Source organism: Clavibacter michiganensis subsp. tessellarius, assembly GCF_021922985.1.
Taxonomy (GTDB): Bacteria; Actinomycetota; Actinomycetes; order Actinomycetales; family Microbacteriaceae; genus Clavibacter; species Clavibacter tessellarius.
Genome location: NZ_CP040788.1, coordinates 117,042 through 130,024 on the forward strand (window position 1 = coordinate 117,042; position 12,983 = coordinate 130,024).

13 protein-coding genes are annotated in these 12,983 nt (G+C 73.9%); 10 read left to right on the plus strand and 3 right to left on the minus strand.

Translation table 11 applies throughout. The annotated features are described in order from the left end of the window. The first annotated feature begins 3 nt into the window (after positions 1 to 3). Genes FGG90_RS00505 through FGG90_RS00515 form a run of 3 tightly spaced genes read left to right on the plus strand, consistent with a single transcriptional unit; the run spans position 4 to position 2,656 of the window. Complete coding sequence (locus FGG90_RS00505) at positions 4 to 930, plus strand: ABC transporter ATP-binding protein (RefSeq protein WP_094126116.1); 927 nt, start codon at positions 4 to 6, stop codon at positions 928 to 930. After that, positions 927 to 1,814 carry an ABC transporter permease gene (locus tag FGG90_RS00510; protein WP_378143289.1) on the plus strand — a complete coding sequence of 296 codons (888 nt, stop codon included), beginning with the start codon at positions 927 to 929 and terminating at the stop codon, positions 1,812 to 1,814. Before FGG90_RS00505 ends, FGG90_RS00510 begins: the two co-directional genes overlap by 4 nt. Further along, complete coding sequence (locus tag FGG90_RS00515; protein ID WP_094126115.1) at positions 1,811 to 2,656, plus strand: ABC transporter permease; 846 nt, start codon at positions 1,811 to 1,813, stop codon at positions 2,654 to 2,656. The genes FGG90_RS00510 and FGG90_RS00515 overlap by 4 nt, the downstream gene beginning before the upstream one ends. Here FGG90_RS00515 and FGG90_RS00520 read toward each other — a convergent pair. After that, positions 2,619 to 3,608, minus strand: a complete 990-nt coding sequence (locus FGG90_RS00520) for an MFS transporter (protein WP_272930227.1) — start codon at positions 3,606 to 3,608, stop codon at positions 2,619 to 2,621. The genes FGG90_RS00515 and FGG90_RS00520 overlap by 38 nt on opposite strands. A 470-nt stretch (positions 3,609 to 4,078) precedes the next feature. On the opposite strand from FGG90_RS00520, the gene FGG90_RS00525 reads away from it, so the two are divergent. Then, positions 4,079 to 4,903 carry a ribokinase gene (locus tag FGG90_RS00525; RefSeq protein WP_237583479.1) on the plus strand — a complete coding sequence of 275 codons (825 nt, stop codon included), beginning with the start codon at positions 4,079 to 4,081 and terminating at the stop codon, positions 4,901 to 4,903. A 22-nt stretch (positions 4,904 to 4,925) separates the two neighbouring features. On the opposite strand, the gene FGG90_RS00530 is transcribed toward FGG90_RS00525, so the two are convergent. Beyond that, complete coding sequence (locus FGG90_RS00530) at positions 4,926 to 5,444, minus strand: helix-turn-helix transcriptional regulator (protein ID WP_094126113.1); 519 nt, start codon at positions 5,442 to 5,444, stop codon at positions 4,926 to 4,928. Positions 5,445 to 5,673: 229 nt separating this feature from the next. Here FGG90_RS00530 and FGG90_RS00535 point away from each other — a divergent pair, with 229 nt between their 5' ends. The 6 genes from FGG90_RS00535 to FGG90_RS00560 all read left to right on the plus strand — a co-directional run bounded on the left by FGG90_RS00535 (position 5,674) and on the right by FGG90_RS00560 (position 12,315). Further along, complete coding sequence (locus FGG90_RS00535) at positions 5,674 to 6,942, plus strand: extracellular solute-binding protein (protein ID WP_094126112.1); 1,269 nt, start codon at positions 5,674 to 5,676, stop codon at positions 6,940 to 6,942. Positions 6,943 to 6,945: 3 nt separating this feature from the next. Beyond that, positions 6,946 to 7,887 carry a carbohydrate ABC transporter permease gene (locus tag FGG90_RS00540; protein ID WP_094126111.1) on the plus strand — a complete coding sequence of 314 codons (942 nt, stop codon included), beginning with the start codon at positions 6,946 to 6,948 and terminating at the stop codon, positions 7,885 to 7,887. A gap of 11 nt (positions 7,888 to 7,898) precedes the next feature. Further along, a complete protein-coding gene (locus tag FGG90_RS00545; RefSeq protein ID WP_094126110.1) occupies positions 7,899 to 8,807 on the plus strand; it encodes a carbohydrate ABC transporter permease in 909 nt (302 codons plus the stop codon). Positions 8,808 to 8,839: 32 nt separating this feature from the next. Then, the gene (locus FGG90_RS00550) at positions 8,840 to 10,693 is read left to right on the plus strand and encodes a glycoside hydrolase family 3 protein (protein ID WP_094126109.1); all 1,854 of its coding nucleotides are present in this window, start codon (positions 8,840 to 8,842) and stop codon (positions 10,691 to 10,693) included. Positions 10,694 to 10,781: 88 nt separating this feature from the next. Next, complete coding sequence (locus FGG90_RS00555; protein WP_094126108.1) at positions 10,782 to 11,918, plus strand: LacI family DNA-binding transcriptional regulator; 1,137 nt, start codon at positions 10,782 to 10,784, stop codon at positions 11,916 to 11,918. A gap of 70 nt (positions 11,919 to 11,988) precedes the next feature. After that, positions 11,989 to 12,315: a hypothetical protein gene (locus tag FGG90_RS00560; RefSeq protein ID WP_094126107.1), complete on the plus strand. Its 327-nt coding sequence runs from the start codon at positions 11,989 to 11,991 to the stop codon at positions 12,313 to 12,315. Between the two features lie 50 nt (positions 12,316 to 12,365). Here the strand turns inward: FGG90_RS00560 and FGG90_RS00565 are convergent, their stop codons facing one another. Beyond that, positions 12,366 to 12,920, minus strand: coding sequence for an MOSC domain-containing protein (locus FGG90_RS00565; RefSeq protein ID WP_094126106.1), 555 nt, complete (start codon positions 12,918 to 12,920; stop codon positions 12,366 to 12,368). Between the last annotated feature and the right edge of the window lie 63 nt (positions 12,921 to 12,983).

Genomic DNA, 12,983 nt, shown 5'->3' on the forward strand with positions numbered 1-12,983 from the left:
ATCGTGCCCACCCCCGTCATCACCGCCGACCGCCTCGTGAAGAAGTACGGCGACCACGTCGCCGTCGACGGCCTCTCCTTCGAGGTCGCGCCCGGCGAGTCCTTCGGGCTCCTCGGCCCGAACGGCGCCGGCAAGTCCACGACCATGCGCATGATCGGCGCGGTCTCCTCGCGCACGGGCGGCTCCCTCGACATCCTCGGGCTCGACCCCGACACGCACGGCCCCGAGATCCGCTCGCAGCTGGGCGTCGTGCCGCAGGCCGACAACCTCGACCTGGAGCTCAAGGCGCGCGACAACCTCATCGTCTACGGCCGCTACTTCGGCCTGCCGCGCAAGCAGGTCGCGGCGCGCGCCGACGAGCTGCTCGAGTTCGCGCAGCTGAGCGACCGGGCGGGCGCCAAGGTCGACGACCTCTCCGGCGGCATGAAGCGGCGCCTCACGATCGCGCGCGCCCTCATCAGCGACCCGCGGATCCTGCTGCTCGACGAGCCGACCACGGGCCTCGACCCGCAGGCCCGCCACATCCTCTGGGACCGCCTCTTCCGCCTCAAGGAGCAGGGCACGACGCTCGTGCTCACCACGCACTACATGGACGAGGCCGAGCAGCTGTGCGACCGGATCGTCGTGGTCGACGAGGGCCGCATCATGGCGGAGGGCTCGCCCGCGTCCCTCATCCGCGACCACTCCAGCCGCGAGGTGCTCGAGGTGCGCTTCGGCTCCGACCGCAACGAGTCCGCGTCGCGCGAGATCGCCGGGTTCGGCGACCGCGTGGAGGTGCTGCCCGACCGCGTGCTCGTCTACGCGTCCGACGGCGAGGCCGTGCTCAGCCGGATCCTCGAGCAGGAGCTCAAGCCCATCACGACGCTCGTGCGCCGCTCGAGCCTCGAGGACGTCTTCCTCCGCCTCACGGGACGGAGCCTGGTCGAGTGAGCGTCGTCGACCGCAGCGCGGCCGCCGGGGGAGCGGCCGCCGACGGGCCCCGCGACGGCGCCGACGCCCGTGCCCGGGCCCTCGCCGGCGGCATCCGCCCGCGCCGCTTCGGCGGCTGGTACGCCGCCGAGCACCGCCTCCTCGGGATCCGCGCCTACCTCGGCACCGCGCTCGCCACCGGCATCGCGAGCCCGTACGTGTACCTCTACGCGCTCGGCGTGGGCCTCGCCACGGTCGTCGACCGCGGTACGGGCGCGAACCAGGCGCTCGGCGTCAGCTTCCTGGTCTTCGTCGCGCCCGCGCTCCTCGCGACGAGCGCCATGACGGTCGCGAGCGAGGAGTTCAGCTACCCGATCTTCGGCGGCTTCAAGTGGAACCCCGTCTTCCAGGCGATGAACGCGTCGCCGCTGACCCCCGCGCAGATCGTCGACGGCCAGGTGATCGGCGTCGCGATCCGCATGGCGCCCACCTGCATCGCCTACTTCGCGTTCATGCTCCTGTTCGGCGCGGTGCCGCTCGGCACGGGCTTCCTCGCGATCGGCGCCGCCGTGCTCACCGGCATGGCGATCGGCGTGATGCTCATGGCCTACGTCGCGACCCTCACCCAGGACACCGGCCAGATCGCCATGGTCATGCGCTTCGTGATCACCCCGCTGTCGCTGTTCTCGGGCACGTTCTTCCCGCTCACCCAGTTCCCGATCTGGCTGCAGTGGATCGGCTGGATCTCGCCGCTCTGGCACGGCACCGAGCTCGGCCGGGTCGCGACCTACGGCATGGAGGAGCCGCTCTGGCTCACCGTCGCGCACGTCGCGTACCTCCTGCTGTGGCTCGCGGTGGGCTGGGCGCTGTCGCGCCGCGTCGCGACGAGGAGGCTGCGCGCATGACCGGATCCACGATGCCCGCGAACGCCCCGGCGCCGGCGCCCGCCGCGCGACGCAGCCGCGGCCCCCGCGCGCTCTACGCCGGCAACGCCCGCTCCGTGCTCTCGCGCGGACTGCTCGCCACCCGCAGCACCAACTGGACCGTCGTCCTCTCCGGCTTCTTCGAGCCCGTCTTCTACCTGCTCGCGATGGGCATCGGCCTCGGCTCGCTCGTCGGCGACGTGACCACGAGCACCGGCCAGCCCGTGCCGTACGCCGCGTACATCGCGCCCGCGCTCCTCGCGGTCTCCGCCATGAACGGCGCCGTCTACGACTCCACCTGGAACGTCTTCTTCAAGATGAACCACTCGAAGCTGTACCAGGGCATGCTCGCGACCTCGCTCGGGCCGCTCGACGTGGCGTTCGGCGAGATCGGCCTGGCGCTGCTCCGCGGCGTCGTCTACTCGTCCGGCTTCCTGGTCGTGATGCAGGTGCTCGGCCTCAACCTGTCGTGGTGGGCGATCCTCGCGCTGCCGTCCGTGGTGCTCATCGCGCTGGCCTTCGCGAGCTTCGGCATGGCCGTGACGAGCTACATGAAGACCTTCCAGCAGATGGACTGGATCAACTTCGTCCTGCTGCCCATGTTCCTGTTCTCCGCGACCTTCTACCCGCTGTCGGTGTACCCGGCGTGGATCCAGGCGGTCATCCAGGCGCTGCCGCTCTGGCACGCGGTGGAGCTCGTGCGCGGCTTCACGACGGGCGCGCTCTCGATCGCGGTCCTCGGCCACGTGCTCTACTTCGCGGTGATGACGGCCATCGGCCTGGTCTTCACGACGCGGCGGCTGCGGGTCCTCTTCCTCGACTGATGCCGCCCGCGACGAGCGCGAGCCCGGCGGCGCCCATGACCGCGGCCGCCGTCGCGACCGCCACCGGGTAGGCGCCGGTCTGCGCGTCGGCGGGCAGGAGCGCGAGCACCTGGGCCGTCACGATCGTCGCCAGGAGCGACGACGCCGCGAGCACCGGGGTCGTGAGCGACGAGACCCGTCCCATGGCACCGACTGGCGCCTCCGCCTGCAGGATCGGCCCCTGCGCGACCAGGAAGACCGCGAAGACGAGCCCGGCGACGCCCATCAGGATCGCCGCGGGCAGGAACGCGCGCGCGGTCGAGTAGGCGGCGTAGGTGAGCCCGAGCGCCACGAGCGCGGCCGGCAGCGCGCGCTCGGGGCGGATGCGGGCGACGAGCGCCGGCGCCGTGACGGATCCGACCAGGCCGCCGACCGCGAACATCGCCGTGACGACGCCGTACTCCGCCGCCGTCAGGCCCATCGTGGTGAGCGCGAGGAGGGCGAGCGTCGCGTTGTTGACGCCCAGGGTCACGCCGTACGCGGCGAGGCCGGCCACGAGGACCCGGAGGCGCGGCGACGAGCGCACGATGCGGACCCCGGCGGCGAGCTCGGCGCGGAACCGGGCGCCCGCGGAGGCGACCGCGGCGTGCGCGTCGGCCGGCGTCACCCCGCGCTCGCGCACCGCGAGCACGAGCGCCGCCGACGCGAGGAACGACGCCGCGTCCAGCACGAGCGCGGGATGCGGTCCGAGCACCGCGTAGACGGCCGGGCCGGTGAGACCCGAGAGGATCCCGACGCCCGTGCTCGCGAGCAGCGAGCGCCCCGCGGCGGCCGCGCGGCGATCCGCGGGGACGACCACCTGCACGAGCGCGGCGCGCGCCGGGTCGAACAGCTGCGAGGCGCAGCCGATGAGGAGCTGCGTGCCGATCACGGCGCCGATCACGACGGGCGACGGCGCGCTCGCGGCGATCACGAGGAGCGGCAGGAGCAGGGCCGGCGCGAGCGAGGTCGGCCGCGACCATCACGCGGCGGGCCGGCCACCGGTCGACGAGCACGCCCGCGAACGGCAGGAGCACCAGGCGCGGGACGCTCGTCGCCGCGACGACCGCGCCGATGTACAGCGGCAGGGCCGGGTCGCCCGGCGCGAGGCCCGTGGCGAGCCACACCGTGACGGTCGCCGCGAGCACGTACTCGCCGAAGGACGACAGCGCCTGCGCGACCCAGATGAGCGCGAACGAGCGGGAGATGAGCAGGGGACGGCGGGGGCCGGGCGCGCGCGGGTCGGCGTCGGGCACGGGCGGCCTCCGATCGGTCGTCTCCTCCCCACGGTAGCGGCAGGCGGACGGGCGCCCGGGCGGTGCCGGGGCGGCGGATCCGCTCGGTACCCTGGCGGGGAGCGCCACCCGGGCGCGGCCGGCCGCGCGCCGGGGGAGGCAGGTGCCCATGGGCCGCGTCGTGGTGCTCGGATCGCTCAACGTCGACCAGGTGGTGCGCGTGCCGCGGCACCCGCAGCCGGGGGAGACGCTCATCGGGTCCGACCCCGAGCGGCTCTGGGGCGGCAAGGGCGCGAACCAGGCGGTCGCCGCGGCCGACGCCGGCGGCGAGGTCGCGATGGTCGGGGCCGTGGGCGACGACGCCGACGGATCCGCCTATCGCGCGCGCCTGGCGGACCGCGGCATCGACGTGTCCGGCCTCGTCACGGTGGACGACGCCACGACGGGCCTCGCGATCATCGCGGTGGACGACGACGGCGAGAACACCATCATCGTCGCGCCCGGCGCCAACGCGCGCGTGGAGGGCGCCCACCTGGATCCGCTCGACGCGCTCGCCGCGGGCGACGTCCTGCTCGCCTCGCTCGAGCTGCCCCTCGACACGGTCGCCGCGGGCGTCCGCCGCGCGCACGCCGCCGGCGCCCGCGTCGTGCTCAACCTCGCGCCCTTCGCGGCGCTGCCGGACGACGTGCTCGCGCTCGCGGATCCCGTGGTCGTCAACGAGCACGAGGCCGGGCTGCTCCGCGAGTCGGGCACGCGCGCGCCCGCGTCGCTGCTCGTCACTCTCGGCGCCGAGGGCGCGATGTGGGGCGACGTCGAGGTGCCCGCGTCGCGGGTCTCCCGCGTCGTCGACACCACGGGTGCGGGCGACGCGTTCTGCGGCGCGCTCGCCTCGGCGCTCGCCGCGGGGGCCGACCGCGAGGGCGCCCTGGTCGTCGCGGCCGACGCGGCCGCGGTCGTCGTGCAGCGGCAGGGCGCGCAGCCGGCGGACGACTGATCCGCGCAGGCCCGGCGCCGGGTCAGCTCGCGCGCCGCTCCCGCCGCGCGCCCCGCAGCTCGGACGACCGGTCGCGGGACAGCGGGTACGCCCGGTCCAGGCGCGGACCCACGACGACCCGCAGCAGGAACCGCGAGAGCAGCGCGCCGCCGGCCCAGTACGCCCCGATGAGGAGCGCCCCGGCGCCGGGCAGCACGTCCGTGGCGATGCCGGCCACCACGAGCAGGGTCCAGATGACCCCGACGCCGGTGTAGAGGGACCGGAAGCCGTCGACCGCCTGGTCGCGCCTCTCCTGCTGCCGCTCCGCGCGGTCATCGAGAGCGGACACCGTCCGGCTGAACTCGCCCGCGCCGACGGCGCCGAAGAGGTCCCGCACGGGCACCTCCAGCGCCTTCGCGACGAGCGACAGCGTCTCGAGGCTCGCGTCGTTCCCCGCCTCCAGTCGCTGCACCGTGCGCACCGTGATACCGCTCGCCTCGGCCAGCCTGTCCTGCGTCCAACCCCGCTCGCGGCGGAGGTCCGCCACCCGTGTCTCGTTCATGCGCCCAGCCTGGCGGCCGGATGCGCCGCGCACCACGACGCGGACCCGACAGGTGCCCGACACCCGGCCGACAGCGGGCCGACACCCTCGCGGACGCGCGGCTCGCGGGAGCGCGCTCCCGCGCTTGCCCCCTGCACGGGGTCCATGAGATAGTCGTCGCGCTGCGCTTCTTATGCGCATAAGTAGATCACCGGCTCGCGACGCGGGCGCTTCGTTCAAGGAGGAACACGTGAAGACATCCATGCGTCTCGGCGCGGTCGCGACCGTGCTGGCGGCCACCGTCGCGCTGACCGGCTGCGGCCGCTCGTCCGACGAGGGCGCCGGCGCCGCGGCCGCGACGACCCTCGGCTCCGCACCCGCCACCGGCAAGGTCACGATGTGGGCGATGGGCGCCGAGGGCGAGGCCCTGCCCGCGTTCCTCAAGACGTTCGAGGACGCCAACCCGGGCGTCGAGGTCGACGTCACGGCCATCCCGTGGGACGCGGCGCACAACAAGATCCAGACCGCCATCGCGGGCGGCACGACGCCCGACATCGCGATGATGGGCACCACCTGGATGGCCGACTTCGCCGACGCCCTCACCACCGTGCCCACCGACGTCGACGCGAGCGGCGCCTTCCCCGGCTCCCTCGCCACGAACTCCGTGAAGGACCGCGCCGCCGGCATCCCCTGGTACGTCGACACCCGCGTGCTCTACTACCGCACCGACCTCGCGGCCAAGGCCGGCTGGACGACGGCGCCCACCACCTGGGACGAGCTGAAGCAGATGGCGTCCGACATGCAGACGAAGGCGGGCGCCGCGCACGGCATCCGCCTCCCCGCCGGCAACGACGCCTTCCAGGGCACGCTCTGGATGCCGTGGTCGAACGGCGCCGAGGTCGCCGACGGAGCGAAGTGGACGCTCGACACCCCGGAGATGCGGGAGGCCTACGAGTACTACGGCAGCTTCTTCGCCGACGGCATCGCGGACCCCGACGTCGACGTCTCCTCCGGCGCGCAGGAGTCGTCGTTCGTCGACGGATCCACGCCCATGCTCATCGAGGGCCCCTTCGAGATCGGCCAGCTCAAGGCCGTGGGCGGCGAGGGCTTCGCCTCGAAGTTCACCACCGCGGTGCTCCCGGCGAAGGAGACCTCCGCGTCGTTCAGCGGCGGCGCCAACCTCGTCGTCTTCGACCAGGCGAAGAACCAGGACGCCGCGTGGAAGCTCGCCCGCTGGCTCGGCCAGCCGGACACGCAGGCGGCCTGGTACGCCGCGACCGGCGACCTGCCCGCGCAGCAGTCCGCGTGGCAGGATCCGGCGCTGCAGGGCGACCCGACCCTCGCCGCGTTCGGCGAGCAGCTGAAGACGGCCAAGTCGGTGCCCGTGAGCACCAACTGGGTCAAGGTCGGGTCGGCCGCCGACTCGGCGCTCGAGCGGATCCGCCGCGGCACCGCCAGCGTGCCCGACGCGCTCGCGAAGCTGCAGTCCGACGCCGACTCCATCGGCTCGGCGGAGTAGCCGTTGGCCGTCACCGCTCCCCGGGCGGCCGGGACCCGTCCCGGCCGCACCCGGTCCCCGCTCGTCGCCCGGCAGCGTCGCCGCCAGGCGCTCATCGCCTGGGGCTTCTGCCTCCCGTTCGTCGCCGTGTTCGCGGTCTTCATGCTCGTGCCGCTCGTGAGCTCGTTCGCGATGTCGTTCACCGACTTCCGCGCGACCGACATCCGCTCGCCGTTCGCGGTCGACTTCACGGGCCTCGACCAGTACGCGAAGCTCTTCGCGGACGCCACGTTCCTCCGGTCCATCGGGGTCACGGCCTTCTTCGTGGTCGTCGGCATCCCGGTGACGATGGTGATCGCCCTCGCGCTGGCCCTCGCGCTCAACTCGGGTCGCGGCCGCATCGTCTCGTTCTTCCGCGTGGGGTTCTACGCGCCCGTCGTGACGAGCATCGTCGCGGTCTCGGTCGTGTGGCGCTACATCCTGCTGCCGGACGGGCTGCTCAACACGGCGCTCGCGGGCATCGGGATCACCGGCCCCAACTGGCTGAGCGACACCACGTGGGCGCTGCCCTCGCTCGTCGTCATGGCGGTGTGGCGCAACGTCGGCACCCTGATGATCATCTTCCTGGCGGGCCTCCAGGCCGTGCCCGAGGAGGTGCAGGAGGCGGCCGTCATGGACGGCGCGAGCCCCTGGCGGCGTCTGATCTCCGTCACGCTGCCGCTGCTGCGCCCGACGCTGCTGCTCGGATCCGTGCTCATCTCGGTCGGCTTCCTGCAGTTCTTCGAGGAGGCGTTCGTGATGACGCGCGGCGGCCCCCTCGACTCCACGCTGTCCGTCGCGTACTACACGTACCGGCAGTTCGGCTTCGGCGAGTACGGCCTCGCCTCCGCGGCGAGCTACGTCCTCTTCCTCGCCATCGCCCTGCTCAGCCTGCTGCAGTTCCGGCTGCTGCGGTCGAAGGACTGAAAGGCCCGCGCATGACCACCACCGCATCCGCCCCCGCCGCCGCGCCCGTCGTCGCCGACGCCGCGACCGGCACCCCGCCCCGTCGCCGACGCCCCACCGACCGCGGGCGCCGCGCCCGCGCGATCCTCTACCTCGTCCTCGCCGCCGCGCTCTGCGTCTGGCTCATCCCGTTCGTCTGGATGGCGCTCGGGTCGGTGAAGACGCAGGGCGAGATCCTGCAGCGCCCGCCCACGTGGTGGCCCGCCGATCCCGTCGCCGACAACTTCGCGCAGTGGTTCGGCCCGCTGCACTTCGGCACGTTCTTCTCCAACAGCCTCGTCGTCGCGCTCATCACGGTGCTCGGCAACCTCGTGTTCTGCTCGATGGTCGGCTACGCGCTCGCGAAGATGGAGTTCCCCGGCAAGCGGATCCTGTTCCTCACCGTGATGGTGACGCTCATGGTGCCGGGCGTCGTCACGTTCGTGCCGCTGTTCGTCATGGTCTCGGGGCTCGGCCTCGTGAACACGTACGCGGCGCTCATCCTCCCGTTCATCACGGCGCCCATCGGGGTGTTCCTCATGCGGCAGTTCATGCTCGGGATCCCCGAGGCGCTCATCGAGGCGGCCCGGCTCGACGGCGCGGGCGAGTTCCGCATCTTCGCCCGCATCGTGATGCCGCTGTGCGGACCGCCGCTCGCGACGCTCGGGATCCTCACGTTCCTCGCCTCGTGGAACAACTTCCTCTGGCCGCTCGTCGCGGCGCAGAGCGAGCAGATGTACACGCTGCCGATCGCGCTCTCGCTCTACTCGACCGGGCAGAACGCGACCGACTACGGCCTGCTGCTCGCCGGATCCGTGCTCGTGATCGCGCCGATCCTCGCCCTGTTCGTGGTGCTGCAGCGCCACTTCATCCAGGGCGTCGCGACCGCCGGCCTCAAGTGACCCCCTCCCGCCTCCGACCCTTGGAGACCCCCATGCCCCGCACGCAGCTCACCGCCCCCGACGGCACCCGGTTCCGCGACCTCGACGGCGACGGGGTGATGGCGCCCTACGAGGATCCGCGCCGGAGCCCCGAGGAGCGCACGGCCGACCTCGTGGGGCGCCTGAGCCTCGCCGAGAAGGCCGGCCTCATGTTCCAGACGGTCATCGAGGTCGGCGCCGACGGCGAGCTGAAGGAGGAGCCGGGCGCGATCTCCAAGTCCGGGACCACCGAGGTCGTCGTGGGCAAGGGCATGAACCACTTCAACGTGCACGAGATCCGCAGCGCCCGGCAGGCCGCGCGCTGGAGCAACCGGCTGCAGGAGCTGGCGGAGTCGACGCCGCACGGGATCCCGGTGACGGTCAGCACGGATCCGCGGCACGCCTTCGTCGAGAACGCCGGCGTCGCGTTCTCGGCCGGCCCGTTCTCGCAGTGGCCGGAGGCGCTGGGCCTCGCGGCGCTCGACGACGTCGACGCGATCCGCGCCTTCGCCGAGACCGCGCGGCAGGAGTACGTCGCCGTGGGGATCCGCGCGGCGCTGCACCCGCAGATCGACCTCGCGACGGAGCCCCGCTGGGGGCGCCAGGCGCAGTCGCTCGGGCACGACGCCGACCGCGTCGCCGAGTTCACGGCCGCGTACGTCCGCGGCTTCCAGGGCGAGGCGCTCGGATCCACGAGCGTCGCCTGCACCACCAAGCACTTCCCGGGCGGCGGGCCGCAGAAGGACGGCGAGGACGCGCACTTCCCCTACGGCCGCGAGCAGGTCTACCCGGGCGGCATGTTCGACTACCACCTGCGCCCGTTCCGCGAGGCGATCGCCCGCGGGACCGCCGCGATGATGCCGTACTACGGCATGCCCGAGGGGCTCGTGCGCGACGGCGAGGAGATCGAGGCGGTGGGCTTCGGCTTCAACCGGCAGGTGATCACGGGGATCCTCCGCGAGGAGCTCGGCTTCGACGGCGTCGTGGTCACCGATTGGGAGCTCGTGAACGACAACCACGTGGGCGACCAGGTGCTGCCGGCCCGCGCCTGGGGCGTCGAGGAGCTGACGCCGCACGAGCGGATGGAGCGGATCATCCAGGCCGGCTGCGACCAGTTCGGCGGCGAGGAGTGCGTCGACGTGCTGCTCGACCTCGTGGCCGACGGCCGGGTGACGGAGGCGCGCATCGACGAGTCGGTGCGGCGCCTGCTGCTCGTGAAGTTCCGCCTCGGGCTCTTCGACGACCCGTTCGTGGACGAGGACGACGCGGAGCGCATCGTCGGCCGCGCCGACTTCCGCGAGCTCGGCTTCCGCGCGCAGGCGGCGTCCGTCACCGTGCTGGAGAACCGGGAGGTCGACGGGCGGCCGATGCTGCCGCTGGCCGCCGACGGATCCCGCCCCGCGGTCCACGTCGAGGGCATGCGCCCCGAGGCGCTCGACGGCTGGGCGGACGCGGCGGGCCGGCCCGAGGACGCCGACGTCGCCATCGTGCGCCTCGGCGCGCCGTTCGAGCCGCGCTCCGACCTCTTCCTCGAGGCGTGGTTCCACCAGGGCTCGCTCGAGTTCCCGCCCGGGCTCGTGCACCGGCTCCGGCGCATCGCCGACCGGTGCCCGCTCGTCGTGGTGGTGGACCTCGACCGGCCCGCGATCATGACGCCGCTCGTGCCGTTCGTCTCCGCGCTCGCCGTCGCCTACGGCAGCTCGGACCAGGCCGTCGTCGCCGCGCTCACGGGACGCATCGCGCCCGAGGGCCGGCTGCCGGTGGAGATCCCGCGGTCGATGGACGCCGTGCGCGCCTCGCGCGCGGACGTGCCCTCCGACTCCGCGGACCCCGTCTACCCGCTGCACCACGGCATCCGGATCTCCTGATCCCGGCGGGCGGGCGCGGCGGTCCCGGCGGTCCGGTTCGCCCGCCTCCGTCGCGCTCGCCTACGCTTCCAGGAGAGAGGACGGTCGCATGAGCCCCCGACGCCCCACGGTCTACGACGTCGCGGAACGCGCGAAGGTGTCCATCGCGACCGTGTCGTTCGCCTTCAGCCGGCCCGACCAGATCAGCGCCGCCACGCGCGAGCGCGTGCTCGAGACCGCGCGCGAGATCGGGTACGTGCCGAGCGCGTCCGCCCGCGGCCTCGCCCGGGGACGCACGGGCGCGCTCGGGCTGCACTCGTTCGACCTCCTCATCGACCGGCCGCTGCAGCGCGAGCCGGCCGAGCCCGCGGCCGAGGACGCGCCGGCCGCGCGGGAGCCGTACGCGCCCGGCCGCACGTACATCCCGTGGGACGACGCGGGCGAGATCGCGGCGGATCCCCGCGCCTTCCCGCTCTACGTCGACGAGGTCCGGCGCGGCTTCGAGCTCGAGTGCCGCGCGCACGACCGCCCGGTGATGCTCAGCCGCGGGAGCGACACCACCACCGCGGTCGCGGAGTCGGCCGGCCGCGTCGACGGCCTCGCGATCTTCCCCGGCCCGTCGGCGGCCGCGTCGCTGAAGCGCGTCTCGCTGCGGATGCCGATCGTGCTGTTCAGCTACCCGCCGGCCGACGACGGGCACCACCGCGTCACGTCCGACAACGCCGGGGGAGCGCGCGAGCTGGTGCGCCACCTGGTCGTCGAGCACGGGATCACCGACACCGGCTTCGTGGGCGCCACGAGCGTCGGCGACTACCGGGAGCGCTTCCAGGGCTACCGCGAGGCGCTCGCGGAGCACGGCATCGCGGCGCCGGACGAGGTGCTCGACGACACCGTGCTCGGCGAGGGCTCCGGGTTCGCCGGCGTCGTCGCCGCCCTCCGCGCGGGTCGCCTGCCGCGTGCGCTGGTGTGCGCCAGCGACCAGCTCGCGCTCGCCCTCGTCGACCTGCTGCGGGCGGAGGGGGTGGACGTGCCGGGCGACGTCGTCGTCACGGGCTTCGACGGCATCCTCGCGGGCCTGCTCGCGACGCCGCGGCTGACGACCGTGCGGCAGCCGATGGAGGCGATGGGGCGCGCGGCCGCCCGCATCCTCATCGATACGACGAGCGCTCCGCAGCCGGGCGATCCCGTGACGCTCCGCCTCGGAACGAAGCTCGTGGTGCGCGAGAGCTGCGGCTGCCGGGGCTGACGCGCGGCGGCTGCGGACGTCCGCGCACCCGACGCCGTCGGCGCCGCGCCGCTGCTGGCAGGCTGGGGGCATGGCCCCGCATCCCCGCTCCACCTTCCGCGCGCAGGTCGAGGAGGCGCTCGGCGGGTTCGCCGGCATCGTGGGCTACCTGCTCTTCCAGGTCGCGCGGAGGACGGAGGTGCGCACCGAGGGCGACCGGGTGCTGGTCGTCGTGTGCGCCATCGGCGCGGGCGTCTGCGTCGTCGTCCTGACGGTGCTCGTGGTGCGGGCGGCGATCCGGCGGATGCGCGCCGCACGGGAGGCCGACGTCGCCGCGCTGCCGGAGGAGGGCGGGCGACCGGAGGCCGACGTCGGACGACCGGGCGCCGACGCGGGACGCGCGGCGCCCCGCGCCTGACGCGGGCACCTCGCACCGGGGTCGTGCCGGGCAGGCACCGGCGTTCGCGCTCAGACCGGCTGGAGCGCCCGGTGCTCGCCCGCGGGGAGCTCGACGCGCACGGCGTCGTCGGGGAGGACCTCGCCGCCGGTGATCACCACGGCCATCACGCCGGACTTCCGCACGACGTTCCCGTCGGCGTCGCGCCCGAGGACCGCCTTCATCGTGCCCGCGCCGAGCCCGTCGATCTGGATGCACGGGTTCCGGAGGCCCGTGATCTCCACCACGGCCTCCGCGCCCAGGTGCAGGCGCGTGCCCGCGGGCAGGTCGAGGAGCGGGACGCCCGCCGTCGTCACGTTCTCGCCGAGGTCGCCCGCGGCGACCGCGAAGCCCTGCTCGGCGAGCTCCGCGTGCAGCTCGGAGTGCACGAGGTGCACCTGGCGGAGGTTCGGCGCATCCGGGTCGCGGCGCTTCCGCGAGAGGTGCTGCACGGTGGTGCCGGCGTGCGCGTCGCCCTCCACGCCGAGGCCGGCGAGGAGCGTGATCGAGGGGCGGAGGGGCTTCGAGAAGCGGTGCTGGTCGTCGCGCGCGACGGCGACGACCCGGGGCGCGGGGGACGGCTGCATGGGAGCGACGATATCGGCGTGCGGCGGATCCGGCGAGCCCCCGGACGGGATCCGGTGCCGCCG

Coding starts and splice junctions, on each gene's coding strand:
- FGG90_RS00515 (WP_094126115.1), top strand. CDS start 1,811: ATGACCGGATCCACGATGCCCGCGAACGCCCCGGCGCCGGCGCCCGCC.
- FGG90_RS00525 (WP_237583479.1), top strand. CDS start 4,079: ATGGGCCGCGTCGTGGTGCTCGGATCGCTCAACGTCGACCAGGTGGTG.
- FGG90_RS00530 (WP_094126113.1), bottom strand. CDS start 5,444: ATGAACGAGACACGGGTGGCGGACCTCCGCCGCGAGCGGGGTTGGACG.
- FGG90_RS00545 (WP_094126110.1), top strand. CDS start 7,899: ATGACCACCACCGCATCCGCCCCCGCCGCCGCGCCCGTCGTCGCCGAC.
- FGG90_RS00550 (WP_094126109.1), top strand. CDS start 8,840: ATGCCCCGCACGCAGCTCACCGCCCCCGACGGCACCCGGTTCCGCGAC.
- FGG90_RS00555 (WP_094126108.1), top strand. CDS start 10,782: ATGAGCCCCCGACGCCCCACGGTCTACGACGTCGCGGAACGCGCGAAG.
- FGG90_RS00560 (WP_094126107.1), top strand. CDS start 11,989: ATGGCCCCGCATCCCCGCTCCACCTTCCGCGCGCAGGTCGAGGAGGCG.
- FGG90_RS00565 (WP_094126106.1), bottom strand. CDS start 12,920: ATGCAGCCGTCCCCCGCGCCCCGGGTCGTCGCCGTCGCGCGCGACGAC.